The organism is Pelagerythrobacter marinus (assembly GCF_009827515.1).
Lineage (GTDB): Bacteria > Pseudomonadota > Alphaproteobacteria > Sphingomonadales > Sphingomonadaceae > Pelagerythrobacter > Pelagerythrobacter marinus.
In genome coordinates, this window is the sequence record NZ_WTYO01000007.1 from 82,276 (window position 1) to 99,230 (window position 16,955).

Annotated in this window: 12 protein-coding genes; 8 read left to right on the forward strand and 4 right to left on the reverse strand. The window is 67.2% G+C overall.

Translation table 11 applies throughout. The features are described from left to right. Positions 1-13: 13 nt before the first annotated feature. Entirely contained in the window at positions 14-529 is a 516-nt protein-coding gene (rplJ, locus tag GRI72_RS13430; RefSeq protein ID WP_160734431.1) for a 50S ribosomal protein L10, read from the reverse strand. 326 nt (positions 530-855) lie between these two features. Then, positions 856-1,140: a hypothetical protein gene (locus tag GRI72_RS13435; RefSeq protein WP_160734432.1), complete on the reverse strand. Its 285-nt coding sequence runs from the start codon at positions 1,138-1,140 to the stop codon at positions 856-858. Positions 1,141-1,657: 517 nt separating this feature from the next. On the opposite strand from GRI72_RS13435, the gene rpoB reads away from it, so the two are divergent. Together rpoB and rpoC are read left to right on the forward strand one after the other, a co-directional pair. Then, a complete protein-coding gene (rpoB, locus tag GRI72_RS13440; protein ID WP_160734433.1) occupies positions 1,658-5,851 on the forward strand; it encodes a DNA-directed RNA polymerase subunit beta in 4,194 nt (1,397 codons plus the stop codon). Between the two features lie 62 nt (positions 5,852-5,913). Continuing rightward, positions 5,914-10,236 (forward strand): DNA-directed RNA polymerase subunit beta', encoded by a 4,323-nt coding sequence (rpoC, locus tag GRI72_RS13445; protein WP_160734434.1) that lies wholly within the window; start codon positions 5,914-5,916, stop codon positions 10,234-10,236. Positions 10,237-10,341: 105 nt separating this feature from the next. Here the strand turns inward: rpoC and GRI72_RS13450 are convergent, their stop codons facing one another. Further along, complete coding sequence (locus GRI72_RS13450; protein ID WP_160734435.1) at positions 10,342-11,250, reverse strand: hypothetical protein; 909 nt, start codon at positions 11,248-11,250, stop codon at positions 10,342-10,344. Positions 11,251-11,299: 49 nt separating this feature from the next. Here GRI72_RS13450 and gltX point away from each other — a divergent pair, with 49 nt between their 5' ends. Then, positions 11,300-12,646, forward strand: a complete 1,347-nt coding sequence (gltX, locus tag GRI72_RS13455; protein WP_160734436.1) for a glutamate--tRNA ligase — start codon at positions 11,300-11,302, stop codon at positions 12,644-12,646. 60 nt (positions 12,647-12,706) lie between these two features. Here gltX and pyk read toward each other — a convergent pair whose 3' ends face one another. Beyond that, positions 12,707-14,161: a pyruvate kinase gene (pyk, locus tag GRI72_RS13460; protein ID WP_160734437.1), complete on the reverse strand. Its 1,455-nt coding sequence runs from the start codon at positions 14,159-14,161 to the stop codon at positions 12,707-12,709. Positions 14,162-14,208: 47 nt separating this feature from the next. Here pyk and GRI72_RS13465 point away from each other — a divergent pair, with 47 nt between their 5' ends. The 5 genes from GRI72_RS13465 to GRI72_RS13485 all read left to right on the forward strand — a co-directional run bounded on the left by GRI72_RS13465 (position 14,209) and on the right by GRI72_RS13485 (position 16,894). Continuing rightward, entirely contained in the window at positions 14,209-14,532 is a 324-nt protein-coding gene (locus GRI72_RS13465) for a DUF1244 domain-containing protein (protein ID WP_160734438.1), read from the forward strand. A 96-nt stretch (positions 14,533-14,628) separates the two neighbouring features. Beyond that, a complete protein-coding gene (locus GRI72_RS13470; RefSeq protein WP_160734439.1) occupies positions 14,629-14,865 on the forward strand; it encodes a DUF2312 domain-containing protein in 237 nt (78 codons plus the stop codon). Positions 14,866-14,966: 101 nt separating this feature from the next. Continuing rightward, entirely contained in the window at positions 14,967-15,848 is an 882-nt protein-coding gene (locus GRI72_RS13475; protein WP_160734440.1) for an SDR family oxidoreductase, read from the forward strand. A 234-nt stretch (positions 15,849-16,082) separates the two neighbouring features. Then, positions 16,083-16,430: a heavy metal-binding domain-containing protein gene (locus tag GRI72_RS13480; RefSeq protein WP_202389124.1), complete on the forward strand. Its 348-nt coding sequence runs from the start codon at positions 16,083-16,085 to the stop codon at positions 16,428-16,430. Positions 16,431-16,432: 2 nt separating this feature from the next. Beyond that, entirely contained in the window at positions 16,433-16,894 is a 462-nt protein-coding gene (locus tag GRI72_RS13485; protein WP_160734441.1) for an AAC(3)-I family aminoglycoside N-acetyltransferase, read from the forward strand. Positions 16,895-16,955 lie beyond the last annotated feature (61 nt).

Sequence of the window (16,955 nt, forward strand, 5' to 3'; positions counted from 1 at the left end):
TGCGAAAAACCGCTTACGCCGCTTCCTTGGCGCCATAGGCACCGAAGACGCGGGCGAGCTTGGAAGCGGGTTCGTTGACGACCCGGGCGATCTTTGTCGCCGGGGCGTTGACGAGGCCCACCAGGGTGCCGCGCAGCTCGTCGAGCGAGGGCATCGAGGCAAGCGCCTTGACCCCGGCTTCGTCGAGCAGCTGCCCGCCCATGGAACCACCGACGATTTCGAGCTTGTCGGTGGTCTTGGCGAAGTCCACCGCGGCCTTGGCAGCCGCGACCGGGTCTTCCGACCAGGCCAGTGCCGTCGGGCCCGAGAGATATTCCTCGAGACCTTCGTACTGGGTTTCCTTCAGGGCGAGCTTGGCAAGACGGTTCTTCGCAACCTTGTAGGACGCGCCGGCTTCGCGCATCTTCGAGCGCAGATCGGTGGACTGGGCCACCGTCAGGCCGAGGTTGCGGGTGACGACCACCACGCCGACCTCGTTGAAGACCGCGTTGAGCTGGGCGACCGCTTCGGTTTTCTGCGAACGATCCATGCCATACTCCTTCACAAATGGCCGCTCCCGCTGGCGCGGGCACGGCCGGCTCACATCGCTCCGCACCGCTAACCGGTACGGGGCAGTCCGTTCGACAAGGGAAGGAGACACGCCAAGCGTGCGATGCGGGGCGGCCGTGCCGGACCCCGCGAAATCTCTTTTCCCCGCCTCGGTCGGAAATTAAGAGCGGCCGCTGGCCGTTCACCGACTGTCTCGGACGGATGACCGGGTAGACGCAAAGAGGCCCGCCGGTCGTGGCGGGCCTCTAGTGAAATCCCCGTGCAAGTCAAGCCATGGCCGGTGCCGGCCGGCCCGACCGCGCGGAATCAGATGCCGTCGGCAGTGTCTTCGAGCGCCTCGGCCTGCTGCTCGATCTCCTGCGCGGTCTGCTCCATCTTGGCCGACTGCCCTTCATTGCCGGCCTCGTCGGCGACATCGGCGCTTTCCTCGGCCAGTTCGGCCTGGGCCTCCGCCAGCTCGGCCTGCTCGTCGATGACTTCGCCCTCGGCCTCGACCACGTCGTCCAGCTCTTCCCCGCGCTCTTCGGCGGGGCCGTCGCATGCGGCGATGCCCAGCACCAGCGGCGCGGCGATAATGGCAAGCTTCTTCATCGTCTTCTCCTCCCCTCGGGGTCTGTCCGGCCGGGGCCGGGCTGCTGTCGTTCCATCCGGGTCCGGGCCGTGCCCGCCACCCGCCTGCGGCCGGGGCCGCACATTCGCCTGCGGCCAGGGCCGGCGGCGCGACTCCGTCGCCTGCCGGGCAGCTAAGCCGTTCGGCCGAAAATCGTCAACCGATACAGGGAATTGGTGGGCGCCCCATATGTTCCCGCCGGCCCGGCGCGGGGCGCCTGCCCGGTTGACGCCAGCGCGCAGCGGCCTTAAATGGCGCGCACACGTCAGCTTCGAGACAGGCCGATCATGCGCGGGGTCGGTGCCAGAATAGAAGCTGCACACTGCCATATCGCGACGATACGACCAGCTGCAGCCAGCGGCCCCGGAACGGGCGGCATCCTGGCATGCGGCTGTTTTTGCGTCGAATATGGCCTTCCGCATTCACTGCGCAGTGCGAGTAACTGAATCTGGGCGCGCGCATCGACCGCGCGCATAAGGAAAGAGGCGAATCACCTCCATGGCGACCAAGGCAAAGGCGGCCGGCCCCAAGGCATCGGCCAACACCGGCACCGCGAAGAAGCGCATCCGCAAGATTTTCGGCGACATCCACGAAGTCGTCCAGATGCCCAACCTGATCGAGGTGCAGCGGGAAAGTTACGAGCAGTTCCTGCGCTCCGATCCGGCCACCGGCTATGTCTCCGGCCTGGAGAAGACCCTGCGCTCGGTCTTCCCGATTCGCGACTTCGCCGGAACGGCCGAGCTGGATTTCGTTCACTACGAGCTCGAGCCGCCGAAGTACGACACGACCGAGTGCCGCCAGCGCGGCATCACTTACGCTGCGCCGATGAAGGTCACGCTGCGCCTGATCGTGTTCGAGGTGGACCAGGAGACCGAGACCCGCTCCGTCCTCGATATCAAGGAGCAGGACGTCTACATGGGCGACATGCCGCTCATGACCGAGAACGGCACCTTCCTGATCAACGGTACCGAGCGCGTGATCGTGTCGCAGATGCACCGTTCGCCGGGTGTCCTGTTCGACCACGACCGGGGCAAGACGCACTCGTCGGGCAAGTTGCTGTTCGCTGCCCGCGTGATCCCCTATCGCGGCTCGTGGCTCGATTTCGAGTTCGACGCGAAGGACATCGTGAACGTGCGCATCGACCGCAAGCGCAAGCTGCCGGTCACCGCGCTGCTCTATGCGCTGGGCCTCGATAGCGAGGAGATCCTCCACTATTTCTACGACACCGTCGCCTGGGAACGCGTGTCGGGCAAGACCGGTGAAGGCTGGAAGATGCCGTTCGTGCCCGAACAGTGGCGGGGGGCCAAGCCGGCTTTCCCGCTGGTCGATGCCGCAACCGGTGAAGAGATCTTCGCCGCCAACCAGAAGATCTCGCCGCGCGCCGCCAACAAGGCGAAGAAGGACGGGCTGGAAAACCTCCTGATCCCGACCGAGGAGATCATCGGCCGCTACGCCGCGAACGACATGATCGACGAATCGACCGGCCGCATCTGGATCGAGGCCGGCGACGAAGTCGGCCCCGAAAATCTGGAACTGCTGGACAAGGCGGGCGTGGACCGGATCGAGCTGCTCGACATCGATCACGTCAACACCGGCCCGTGGATCCGCAACACGCTGAAGGTCGACAAGGCCGAGAACCGCGACGAGGGGCTGGAGGCGATCTACAAGGTCATGCGCCCCGGCGAACCGCCGACGAAGGAAACGGCGGAGGCGCTGTTCGAAGGGCTGTTCTTCGATTCCGAACGCTACGACCTCTCGGCCGTCGGCCGGGTCAAGCTCAACATGCGTCTCGGCCTCGATGCCGAGGACACCGTCACCACGCTGCGCAAGGAAGACATCCTGACCGTGGTGAAGGAACTGGTCGGCCTGAAGGACGGCAAGGGCGAAGTCGACGACATCGACAATCTCGGCAACCGTCGCGTGCGCTCGGTCGGCGAACTGCTGGAAAACCAGTACCGCGTCGGCCTGCTACGCATGGAACGCGCGGTCAAGGAGCGCATGAGCAGCGTCGATGTCTCGACCGTCATGCCGAACGACCTGATCAACGCCAAGCCGGCGGTCGCCGCCGTGCGCGAGTTCTTCGGTTCGTCGCAGCTCTCGCAGTTCATGGACCAGACCAACCCGCTGTCCGAAGTCACCCACAAGCGCCGCGTCTCGGCGCTTGGCCCGGGCGGCCTGACGCGCGAGCGGGCGGGCTTCGAGGTGCGCGACGTTCACCCGACCCACTATGGCCGGATCTGCCCGATCGAGACGCCCGAAGGCCCGAACATCGGCCTGATCAACTCGCTTTCGACCTTCGCCCGCGTCAACAAGTACGGCTTCATCGAGACCCCGTACCGCAAGGTGGAGAACGGCAAGGTCACCGGCGAGGTGATCTACCTGTCGGCGATGGAGGAGCAGAAGCACGCCGTCGCGCAGGCTTCGGCCGAGCTCAACGACGACGGCTCGTTCGTCGAGGAGCTGGTTTCGGCCCGCCAGGAAGGCGAGTTCGTGATGCTCCCGCGTGAACAGATCACGCTGATGGACGTCAGCCCCAAGCAGCTCGTCTCGGTCGCCGCGTCGCTGATCCCGTTCCTCGAGAACGACGACGCCAACCGCGCGCTGATGGGTTCGAACATGCAGCGCCAGGCCGTGCCGCTGGTGCGGGCGGAGGCGCCCTTCGTCGGCACCGGGATGGAAGAGACCGTGGCCCGCGATTCGGGCGCCGCGATCACCGCGACCCGCGGCGGCGTGGTCGACCAGGTCGACGCGACCCGCATCGTGATCCGCGCGATCGGCGACGTCGAACCCGGCCAGTCGGGCGTCGACATCTACACGCTGCAGAAGTTCCAGCGCTCGAACCAGAACACCTGCATCAACCAGCGCCCGCTGGTGAAGGTGGGCGACACGGTCGAGCCGGGCGACATCATCGCCGACGGCCCCTCGACCGACCTGGGCGAGCTGGCGCTGGGCAAGAACAGCCTCGTCGCCTTCATGCCCTGGAACGGCTACAACTACGAGGACTCGATCCTCATCTCCGAACGCATCGTGAAGGACGACGTCTTCACCTCGATCCATATCGAGGAATTCGAAGTCATGGCCCGCGACACGAAGCTCGGCCCGGAAGACATCACCCGCGACATTCCCAATGTCGGTGAGGAAGCGCTGCGCAACCTCGACGAGGCGGGCATCGTCTACATCGGCGCCGAAGTGCACCCGGGCGACATCCTGTGCGGCAAGATCACGCCCAAGGGCGAAAGCCCGATGACGCCGGAGGAAAAGCTCCTGCGCGCGATCTTCGGCGAAAAGGCCAGCGACGTGCGCGACACCTCGCTCCGCCTGCCGCCGGGCGTTTCGGGCACGGTGGTCGAAGTCCGCGTGTTCAACCGCCACGGGATCGAGATCGACGACCGTACCCGCGCGATCCAGAACGAGGAAATCGAGCGCCTGCGCAAGGACAGCCAGGATGAACGCGCGATCCTCAACCGCGCGACCTACAACCGCCTGCGCGACATGCTGCTGGGGCAGACCGCCTCGGCAGCGCCCAAGGGCGTGAAGAAGGGCACCGAGATCACCGAGGAGGTTCTCGAGAGCGTCGAGCGCCACGAGTGGTTCAAGTTCGCGGTCGCCGACGACAACCGCCAGGCACAGCTCGAAGCGGTCAAGTCGCAGTACGACGAGGCGGTGAAGGGCATCGAGGAGAAGTTCGAGGACCGCAAGGAGAAGCTCGAACGCGGTGACGAGCTCGCCCCCGGCGTGCTGAAGATGGTCAAGGTCTTCGTCGCGGTGAAGCGCAAGCTGCAGACCGGCGACAAGATGGCCGGGCGCCACGGGAACAAGGGTATCATCAGCCGCGTCCTGCCGGTCGAGGACATGCCGTTCATGGAAGACGGCACCCCGGTGGACATGGTGCTGAACCCGCTGGGCGTGCCTTCGCGCATGAACGTCGGGCAGATCTTCGAGACGCACCTCGGCATGGCCGCGCGCGGTCTCGGCCAGCAGGTCGCCGCCGCGCTGGAAGACTGGCGCGCAGCCAACCCCGATCCGCAGGCCGGCAAGCCGCCGGAAGCGGTGCGCGAGAAGCTGAAGGAAGTCTACGGCGAGCAGTACCACGACGAGATCGAGGCGCGTTCGCCGACCGAGATCGTCGAGCTGGCCGGCAACCTGACCAAGGGCGTTCCGATGGGCACCCCGGTGTTCGACGGCGCGCGCGAGGCGGACGTGACCCGGATGCTCGAACGGGCCGGGCTCGACGGCTCGGGCCAGGTGACGCTCTACGACGGGCGCACCGGCGACGCCTTCGACCGCAAGGTCACCGTCGGGCACATGTACATGCTCAAGCTGCACCACCTGGTCGACGACAAGATCCACGCCCGCTCGATCGGCCCCTACTCGCTCGTCACCCAGCAGCCGCTGGGCGGCAAGGCGCAGTTCGGCGGCCAGCGCTTCGGGGAAATGGAAGTCTGGGCGCTCCAGGCCTACGGCGCTGCCTACACGCTGCAGGAAATCCTCACCGTGAAGTCGGACGACGTGATCGGCCGGACGAAGGTCTACGAGGCGATCGTCAAGGGCGACGACACGTTCGAGGCCGGTATCCCGGAGAGCTTCAACGTGCTCGTCAAGGAAATGCGCAGCCTGGGCCTCAACGTCGAACTCAAGTCGCTCAGCGACGAGGAAGACGACGAGGACCAGTGGCCGGAGGCTGCGGAATAAGGGACGGGCGCGAGCCCGTTCCACCCGCCGCCCGCGAATTCACCCGCTAGGGAAACGAAGTCATGAACGAACTGACCAAATTCACCAACCAGCTCGCGAAGCCGGAAACCTTCGACCAGATCCAGATCGGCATCGCCAGCCCCGAGCGCATCCGTTCCTGGTCGTTCGGCGAGATCAAGAAGCCGGAAACGATCAACTACCGCACGTTCAAGCCCGAGCGCGACGGGCTGTTCTGCGCGCGCATCTTCGGCCCGGTGAAGGATTACGAGTGCCTGTGCGGCAAGTACAAGCGCATGAAGTACAAGGGCGTCGTGTGCGAGAAGTGCGGCGTCGAAGTGACCGTGACCAAGGTCCGCCGCGAGCGCATGGGCCATATCGAGCTGGCCGCCCCGGTCGCGCACATCTGGTTCCTCAAGTCGCTGCCCAGCCGCATCGGCCTGCTGCTCGACATGCAGCTCAAGCAGCTCGAGCGGGTGCTCTACTTCGAGGCCTATATCGTCACCGAGCCGGGCCTGACCCCGCTCGAGAAGTTCCAGCTGCTGACCGAGGACGAGCTTCTCGAGGCGCAGGACGAATATGGCGAGGACGCCTTCACCGCCGGCATCGGTGCCGAAGCGGTGAAGAACATGCTGATGGACCTCGACCTCGAGCAGGAACGCGCCGACCTGCTGGAAGAGCTGGAAACGACGAAGTCGAAGCTCAAGCCGGCCAAGATCATCAAGCGCCTGAAGGTCGTCGAAAGCTTCATCGAATCGGGCAACCGGCCCGAGTGGATGATCCTCGAAGTCGTGCCGGTCATCCCGCCCGAACTGCGCCCGCTGGTGCCGCTCGACGGCGGCCGTTTCGCGACCTCGGACCTCAACGACCTCTATCGCCGCGTCATCAACCGCAACAACCGGTTGAAGCGCCTGATGGAACTGCGCGCGCCGGACATCATCGTCCGCAATGAAAAGCGCATGCTGCAGGAAGCGGTCGATGCGCTGTTCGACAACGGCCGCCGCGGCCGCGTGATCACCGGCGCCAACAAGCGCCCGCTCAAGTCGCTCAGCGACATGCTCAAGGGCAAGCAGGGCCGCTTCCGCCAGAACCTGCTCGGCAAGCGCGTCGACTATTCGGGCCGTTCGGTCATCGTGACCGGTCCGGAACTCAAGCTGCACCAGTGCGGCCTGCCCAAGAAGATGGCGCTCGAGCTGTTCAAGCCGTTCATCTATGCCCGCCTCGACGCCAAGGGTCTGTCGATGACCCTCAAGCAGGCGAAGAAGTGGGTCGAGAAGGAACGCAAGGAAGTCTGGGACATCCTGGATGAAGTGATCCGCGAGCACCCGGTCCTGCTCAACCGCGCGCCGACGCTTCACCGCCTCGGCATCCAGGCGTTCGAGCCGGTGCTGATCGAAGGCAAGGCGATCCAGCTGCACCCGCTGGTCTGCGCCGCGTTCAACGCCGACTTCGACGGCGACCAGATGGCCGTCCACGTCCCGCTGAGCCTCGAGGCGCAGCTGGAAGCGCGCGTGCTGATGATGTCCACCAACAACATCCTCAGCCCCGCGAACGGCAAGCCGATCATCGTGCCGTCGCAGGACATGGTCCTGGGCCTGTACTACCTGTCGATGGACCGCGAGGGCGAGCCGGGCGAGGGCATGGTCCTGGCCGACATGGCCGAAGTGCACCAGGCGCTGCACGTCGGCGCGGTCACGCTGCACTCCAAGATCATCAGCCGCGTCCCGCAGGCGGACGAGAACGGCGAGATCGCGATGAAGCGGTTCGAAACGACCCCGGGCCGCATGCTGATCGGCGAATGCCTGCCGAAGAGCCACAAGGTTCCGTTCGACATCGTCAACCGCCTGCTGACCAAGAAAGAAATCGGCGACGTCATCGACCAGGTCTATCGCCACACCGGCCAGAAGGACACGGTGCTGTTCGCCGACGCGATCATGTCGCTCGGCTTCCGCCACGCGTTCCGCGCCGGCATCTCGTTCGGCAAGGACGACATGATCATCCCGGGCGAGAAGGAAAAGCTGGTCGAGGAAACCAAGGCGCTCGTCGCCGACTACGAACAGCAGTACCAGGACGGTCTGATCACCCAGCAGGAAAAGTACAACAAGGTGATCGACGCCTGGAGCCGCTGCGGCGACCAGGTGGCCGACGCGATGATGGAAATGATCAAGGCCCGGCCGAAGGACGAGAACGGCCGCGAGGCGGAGATCAACTCGATCTACATGATGAGCCATTCGGGCGCGCGTGGTTCGCCCGCCCAGATGAAGCAGCTCGCCGGGATGCGCGGCCTGATGGCCAAGCCGTCGGGCGAGATCATCGAACAGCCGATCATCTCGAACTTCAAGGAAGGCCTGACCGTCCTTGAATACTTCAACTCGACCCATGGTGCTCGTAAAGGTCTCGCCGACACCGCGCTCAAGACGGCGAACTCGGGCTACCTGACCCGCCGCCTGGTCGACGTGTCGCAGGACTGCGTGATCGTCGAAGACGACTGCAAGACCGAAAACAGCCTCGAAATGCGCGCCATCGTGCAGGGCGGCTCGGTCATCGCCTCGCTCGGCGAGCGTATCCTGGGCCGGACCGTGGCCGAGGATATCCTCGATGCGTCGAGCGGCGAAGTCATCGTCAAGGCGGGCACCCTGCTCGACGAGGCGATGGTGAAGACGATCGAGGATGCCGAAGTGCAGGTCGCCAAGATCCGTTCGCCGCTGGTCTGCGAGGCGGAACAGGGCGTCTGCGCCCGCTGCTACGGCCGCGACCTGGCGCGCGGTACGCCGGTCAACATCGGCGAGGCGGTCGGCGTGATCGCCGCCCAGTCGATCGGCGAGCCGGGCACGCAGCTGACGATGCGGACCTTCCACATCGGCGGCGCCGCGCAGCTCAACGAAACCTCCCACCTCGAGGCGGTGTCGGACGGCAAGGTCGTCTATCGCGACATGCCGACCATTACCGACAAGAAGGGCCGGATCCTGTCGCTCGCCCGCAATGGCGAGCTGGCCGTGATCGACGCCGAAGGGCGCGAGCGCGAGATCCACAAGGTGCCCTACGGCACCGTCCTGATGTTCGAGGACGGGGCCCAGGTGAAGGAAGGCGACCGCCTGGCCGAGTGGGACCCGTTCACCCTGCCGATCATCACCGAGCAGTCGGGCGTCGTGCGCTACCAGGACCTGGTCGACGGCACGACGATGGAAGAGCGCGTGGACGAAGCCACCGGCATCGCGCAGCGCGTGGTGACCGAGCTGCGGACCAGCGGCCGCAAGAAGAAGGAAGACCTGCGCCCGCGCCTCACCCTGCTGGGCGAGGAAGGCAAGAAGGGCGAGGAAACCGAGGCCGCGCGCTACATGCTCGCCCCCGGCACTTCGCTCTCGGTCGAGGACGGCCAGCAGGTCGAGGCGGGCGACATCCTCGCCCGCGCCTCGCGCGAAGCCGCCAAGACGCGCGACATCACCGGCGGTCTGCCGCGTGTTGCCGAGCTGTTCGAAGCGCGCGTGCCGAAGGACAACGCGATCATCGCCAAGATCTCCGGCAAGATCGAGTTCGTCCGCGAGTACAAGGCCAAGCGCAAGATCGCGATCGTTCCCGAGGAAGGTGATCCGGTCGAGTACCTGATCCCCAAGACCAAGGTGATCGACGTCCAGGAAGGCGACTTCGTCAAGAAGGGCGACACCCTGATCTCCGGCTCGCCCAATCCGCACGACATCCTGGAAGTCCTGGGGGTCGAGGCGCTGGCCGAGTACCTCGTGAACGAGATCCAGGAAGTCTATCGACTGCAGGGCGTGAAGATCAACGACAAGCACATCGAGGTGATCGTTCGCCAGATGCTGCAGAAGGTCGAGATCACCGATGGCGGCGACACCACGCTGCTGCCGGGCGAACAGGTCGACCTGGGCGAGATGAACGAGGTCAACGCCAGGCTGGCCAAGGGCAAGAAGCCGGCCGAAGGCACGCCGATCCTGCTCGGCATTACCAAGGCCAGCCTGCAGACCCGCAGCTTCATCTCCGCCGCGTCGTTCCAGGAAACGACCCGCGTGCTCACCCAGGCGGCCGTCGAAGGCAAGAAGGACACGCTGGTCGGCCTGAAGGAGAACGTGATCGTGGGCCGTCTCATCCCCGCCGGCACCGGCGCGGCGATGAACCGGGCGCGCGTCACCGCCTCCAGCCGCGACGCGGCCCTGCGGGCGACGTGGAAGAAGCAGCAGGAAGCGCTGCTCGCCGCGCAGACTGCCGCCGAAGAGCGCGAGGCCGAGCTGGCCCAGGGCTCCGAGGCCGCGCTGGGCGACGATCCGCTGGCCCGGGTCGAGGGGGAAACCCACGGCACCGACGCGGATGCGGGCGAATACCTGCAGCAGGGCGAAGAGGGCGAGGCGAGCAAGCCGGCCGAAGGCGAATAACCCCCTCGCCGCCATGAAACGAGAAGGGCCCCGTCGGAGCGATTCGGCGGGGCCCTTTTCCTGTCCGCCGCCCGCGAAGCGGTTCAGGCGGCAGGGGCACGAGGTTCAGTCGTGCGCGCGGCGGCGCTGGTCGAGGAAGCGAATCGCGGCCTCGCCCGTCAGCTTGCGGCCCTCGTCGTCCCGGGTCTTGAACTCGGCCACGGCTTCGGCGACCTCCGGCCGGGCGCAGGCCCGCTCCTCCGACGGGGTCAGGGCCGGGCGCGGCACCGTGCAGCGGACCGCGGCAAAGCGCGCGGGCACGAGGCTGGCGGGCTCGGACAACGGGTTGCGTTCCGCGACCAGCGCCGCCAGCGCCTCGACATAGGTCCGGGCGCCTTCGGCCGCCTCGGGATCGCCGGGCAGGTTGCCGGGTGCCGTCGCCCGTTCGATCATCGCGGCGGCCTTTTCGAAGTGGCCCAGCTCGCGCAGGCTGTTGGCGGCGCGCAGCGTTATCCAGAACCAGGCATCGGCCTCGTCCTCGGTGCGTTCCAGTGCCGCGACCTCGTTGACGAAGGCGGCCATGTAGCGGACCTTGCGATCCCAGTCGTCGTCGCTCTCCCACGGTGCCTGGAACAGCATGTAGGCGCGCTCCAGCGCGGGCCGCTTCAGGCGGGTCATCAGCCACCACGCGCGGTAGCGCGGGGTCTCGCGGTCGTGCATCGCGCGGTATTCGTCGGTCGCGATCGCCGCGGCCAGAACGGCCAGTTCGTCCTCGCCGAAATCCTTCTCGAACAGAAGGAGGCCGTTCGAAGGGCATTCGGGGATCGGATAGACCGGGAGCGGGCTGTAAGGCTTGCCGTCGGGGCGCTGGCCGAACGTGATGTTGCTGACGACCGACCGCGCCTTGAACTTTTCCCCGCCGATCGGGCAGGTGAACGTCTCCGTCACGTAAGTCGTGGCGCCTGCAGCGCCCGGCCATGCGACGGCCAGCGCGAGGACGATCGTCGCTGTCCACCTGGCTGCAGAGGCTTTCATCGCGGCCGCTCCCACTTGCCTTGTTCGTCAAGTTGTCTAGCCCGGCGCGATGACCGTGACCACCCGCTTCGCCCCTTCGCCGACCGGGCGCCTGCATGTCGGCAATATCCGCACCGCGCTGCACAACTGGATGCTCGCGCGCAAGCAGGGCGGGCGGTTCCTGCTGCGGATCGACGATACCGACGCGGAACGCAGCCGCGAGGAACATGTCGCGGCGATCCGCGACGACCTGACCTGGCTGGGGCTGGAGCCCGATGGCGAGGAGCGCCAGTCCGAGCGGCTGGAGCACTACGAGCGCGCGTTCGAGGCCCTGCGCGCTGCCGGCCGGGTCTATCGCTGTTACGAGACCGCGCAGGAACTGGAGCTGAAGCGCAAGATCCTGCTCGGGCGCGGCCTGCCGCCGATCTACGACCGCGCCGCGCTGGCGCTGGTCGAGAAGGACCATGCGGCGAAGGCGGCGGCGGGGATCGCCCCGCACTGGCGTTTCCGGCTCGACCACGGCGAACCGATCGCGTGGGACGACGGCGTGCGCGGGCCGCAGAAGTTCGATCCGGCGCAGCTGTCCGACCCCGTCGTCCGCCGCGCCGACGGCTCGTGGCTCTACATGCTGCCGAGTGCGGTGGACGATCTCGCGATGGGCGTCACCGATGTCCTGCGCGGGGAAGACCACGTTTCCAACACCGCCGTGCAGATCCAGATGTTCGAGGCGCTCGTCGCCGCCGGGCTGGGCGGGCAGGTTCCCCGCTTCGCGCACGAGGCGCTGCTGGTCGGGCGCGAGGGCAAGCTGTCGAAGCGGCTCGGTTCGCTCGGCTGCGACGCCATGCGCGCGCGGGGGATAGAGCCGCAGGCGCTGCTCGCGCTGCTCGCCCGGCTCGGCACGTCGCTTCCGGTCGAACCGATCGCCGAGCGCGATGCGCTGCTCGCCGGTTTCGACCTCGCGACGTTCGGGCGCGCGCCGGCGCGCTTCGACGACGGCGAGCTGGAGCGGATCAATGCCGCGATCGTCCACCAGCTCGATTACGCCGCCGTAGCGGATCGCCTGCCCGAAGGGATGGGCGCTGCCGGGTGGCACGCGATCCGGCCCAACCTGTCGCATGTCGGCGAGGCGGCCGAGTGGTGGCGCCTGGTCACCGGCCCGGTGGAACCGCCCGCCTTCGCCCCGGAAGACCGTGCCTTCCTGGCCGAGGCGGCGCGGCTGCTCGACTGGGGCGACGATCCCTGGCGCAGCCTCGCCGCCGCGCTGAAGGAAGCGACGGGCCGCAAGGGCAAGGCGCTGTTCCTGCCCCTGCGCCAGGCGCTGACCGGGATGGACCATGGCCCCGACATGGCCGAACTGCTGCCGCTGATCGGCGAGGACGAGGCGCGCCGCCGGCTCGAGAGCGCGGCCGCCGCCTGAAGGCCGCGCGGGGCAGGCGTTCGGGAAGGTCCGGGCCGCAGGGTCCGGCGCCGCCGGCGATCAGCCCTGCCGGCGGGCCAGTTCGTCGCCGGTCAGGGTGACGACGTGCAGCAGGTTGGTGCTGCCCGGGGTTCCGAAGGGAACGCCGGCGAGCGCGATCAGCTTCGATCCCGCCTTGCCGAACCCGTGGCGCAGCGCCATGCGCTTGCCCTTGGCGATCATCTCTTCGAAACTGCCGATGTCCTTGGTCGCCACCGGGTGCGCGCCCCACAGCAGCGCCACGCGCCGCGCCGTCGTCATCGAAGGCGTCAAGACCAGCATCGGCACGCTCGGCCGTTCGCGGGCCACGCGGCGCGCCGTGCTGCCCGAACCGGTGAAGACCGTGATCGCCGAGATCGAGACGGTGTCCGCGATCGTCATGCAGGCGTGGGACAGCGCGTCGGCGGTCGTGCGGTCGGGCGGGGTGTCGAGGAAGCGCACCCGTTCGAGGTAGGCATCGTCGCGTTCGACCTGGGCGGCGATCTTGTCCATGATCGTGACGGCCTCTTCCGGCCAGTCGCCGGCCGCGGTCTCGGCGCTGAGCATGACCGCATCGGCCCCGTCGTAGACCGCGTTGGCGACGTCGGACACCTCGGCGCGGGTCGGGGCCGGGCTCTCGATCATCGATTCGAGCATCTGCGTCGCCACGATCACCGGCTTGCCCGCGGTGCGCGCCTTGTTGACGATCTTCTTCTGCAGCGGGGGGACCTCCTGCGGTTCCAGTTCCACCCCCAGGTCGCCGCGCGCGACCATGATCCCGTCGGCCAGCTCGACGATCTCGTCGAGGCGCCGCACCGCCATCGGCTTTTCGATCTTGGCGCAAAGCGAGCCGCGCCCGCCCATCAGCTTGCGCGCTTCGGCCAGGTCCTCGGGCCGCTGGACGAACGAGAGGCCGATCCAGTCCGCCCCGTGCTCGATCGCGAAGGCCAGGTCGCGCCGGTCCTTCTCGGTCAGCGCGGGGATCGGCACTTCGGCATCGGGCACGTTCACGCCCTTGCGGTCGGAGATCACGCCGCCGACTTCGGCCGAGCAGAAGATCTCGTCCTCGTTCGCCCGGATCACCCGCAGGCGGATCTTGCCGTCGTTGATCAGCAGGCGCTGGCCCTTTTCCAGCAGGCCGAACAGCTCGGGATGCGGCAAATGCACCCGCGTCTCGTCCCCCGGTTCGGGATTGCGGTCGAGCGTGAAGTGCCCCGAATGGCGGATCACCGCCTGGCCGTCCCTGAATTCGCCCACCCGCAGCTTGGGGCCCTGCAGGTCGCACAGGATCGCGATCGGGCGGGCGAATTCCTTCTCCAGCGCCCGGATCGCGCGGATCGTCTGCGCGTGGGTGGCGTGGTCGCCGTGGCTCATGTTGACGCGGAACGCGTCCGCCCCGGCGCGGAAAAGCTTGCGCAGCATCTCCGGTTCGCGGCTGGCGGGGCCGGTGGTGGCGAGGATCTTGACCTTGCGGGCGCGCGGATCGAGCTTTTGCATGCCCGATGCGCTATGCCAGACGAACGTTGCAAGACAAGGAAAACGCAATGACGGATACGAATTCCCCCGATCCGCTCGACCGGCTCGACGACGCGGTGGCGGCCGCGGCCTTCCGCCGGCTCGTGCGCCACCTGCGCCACCGGCACGATGCCCAGAACATCGACCTGATGGGCCTCGCCGGGTTCTGCCGCAATTGCCTGGCCGACTGGATTCGCGATGCCGGCTACGCGGGCGACAAGGCCGCCGCGCGCGAGCTGATCCACGGCATGCCGCAGGACGAGTGGAAGGCCCGCCACCAGGCCCCCGCGACCGAGGAACAGATCGCCCGGATGGAGGCGAGCCTGACCCGCAACCGCGCCGACTTGCGCTGAATCGGCGCAAGCTGTGGAAAGGCGGGTTCACCGCCACCGGCCCGCCCGCTAACGGACGGGGCCAACGATTCTTGCCATTTTTCGGAGAAGCAACAGATGGCTGAAGCCACCGACGACCGCCTGCGCCTGCTGATCGAGCGCATCGAACGCCTCGAGGAAGAAAAGAAGGGCATCGCCGACGATATCCGCGATGTCTACGCGGAGGCCAAGGCCGTCGGCTACGACACCAAGATCATGCGCCAGATCGTCCGCCTGCGGAAGATGACGCCCGACGATCGCGCCGAGATGGAAATGGTGCTCGACACCTACAAGGCCGCGCTCGGGCTGGGCTGACGGTCCTGCCGGTCGAACCGTGGCGCTTTCTCGGAACGGCCCGGGCGCCGCGGCTGTTGGTTCTGCATGTCCCCCAGTTCGACAATGCAGGAAACCAAGCGATGGCAGACGAAGACCTGAAGACGCTCGACAAGGCGCATATCGACGAAACCGCCGAGGACCCGGGCCTGCCCGGGCACGAATCGGCGCTGGAGCCCAAGCCCGAGTGGGAGCCGCGCTATCCCGGTTCGGGCCGGCTGAAGGGCAAGGTGGCGATCGTCACCGGTGGCGACAGCGGTATCGGCCGGGCGACCGCCGTTCTCTTCGCGCGCGAGGGGGCGGATGTGGCGATCGCCTATCTCGAAGAGCATGACGACGCCAACAAGACCCGCGAGCTGTGCGAGGCCGAAGGCGCCGAAGTGCTGCTGTCCGCCGGCGACCTTGGCGACCCCAAGCACGCCGACGGCCTCGTGCGCGCGGTGATCGACCGCTGGGGTCGGCTCGACGTGCTGGTCAACAACGCGGGCGAGCAGCACCCGGACGACGACGTGACCGACATCACCGAGGAACAGCTGCAGCGCACGTTCCAGACCAATATCTTCTCGATGTTCTATCTCACCCAGGCCGCCCGGCCGCACCTCCGGCCGGGGGCGGCGATCGTCAATTGCACCAGCGTGACGATGTACAAGGGCTCGGGCGGGCTGCTCGACTATTCGGCGACCAAGGGCGCGATCACCGCCTTCACCCGTTCGCTGAGCGAGAACCTGGTGGGCGAGGGCATTCGCGTCAACGCGGTCGCTCCGGGGCCGATCTGGACCCCGCTGAACCCCTGCGGCGGTGCCCCGCCCGAGAAAGTCGAGCACTTCGGCGAAAACACGCCGATGGGCCGCCCGGGCCAGCCGAACGAGGTCGCGCCCGCGTTCCTCTTCCTTGCCTGCGAGGATTCGTCCTACATGTCGGGGCAGGTCCTGCATCCCAACGGCGGGACCGTCGTCAACGGCTGACCAGCGGCCCCTTTCTCGCGGGAAGGAGCCGATTGCGCGCACCGGGTATCGCGCCTGGAGGCGACATTGCGGGCGATTACTCGACCCTCGCGCAGGTGCACGATCCCGACGGCAATCTGCTGACTCTCGCGACCCCACCCTCGCGGCCGTTTCCGCCGGCCTGATGGCTTGAAGCTCTCATCTGTATTATGCTAGTAATACGGTGAGAGCTGACAGTCGAACAGGGAGAAGAGCATGGCCGGACCATGGAAGGACGCACGCGGGATCATCGTCACCACCACGCACACGATCGAGGGGCGGCCGATCCAGGATTACCTCGGCGTCGTCACCGGCGAAGTGATCGTGGGCGCCAACCTGTTCCGCGATCTCTTCGCCAATATCCGCGATATCGTGGGCGGCCGCTCGGGCAGCTACGAGCGCATCCTGCGCGAGGCGCGCGAACAGGCGATCGAGGAGCTCCAGGCCGAATGCGGATCGCGCGGCGGCAATGCCGTGGTCGGGGTCGATCTCGATTACGAGGTGATCGGCGATACCGGCTCGATGCTGATGGTTTCGGCCAGCGGCACCGCGGTCAAGGTCTGACGATGGGCCGCGGGTTCGCGGTCGAGCGGCTCGGCCCGGACGGCCTCGACCGGCTGCGCCAGGTCAACGACCTGTTCGGCGCGGTGTTCGACGATCGCGACAGCTATTGCCGGCGTCCGCCCGACGATGCCTATGCCGCCCGCCTGCTGGCGCGCGAAGACACGATCCTGCTCGCCGCCCTTTCGGGGGAGGCGATGATCGGCGCGCTCGCCGCCTATGTCCTGCCCAAGTTCGAACAGGCCCGCAGCGAGATCTATATCTACGACCTCGCCGTCGTGCCCGACTGGCGCCGGCGCGGGGTGGCGACCGCGCTGATCGACGAAGTGCGCCGCATCGCGCGCGCGGTGGGCGCATGGGTGATCTACGTCCAGGCCGACACCGGGGAGGAGGACGCCGCGGCCATCGCGCTTTACGACAGCCTGGGCACGCGCGAGGAAGTTCTTCACTTCGATATCGCGCCCTGATTGCCCGGCTGTGCATCGTTCGCTAGGAGCGGCTGACGATGCGGCCCGCGCCGGACGTGGT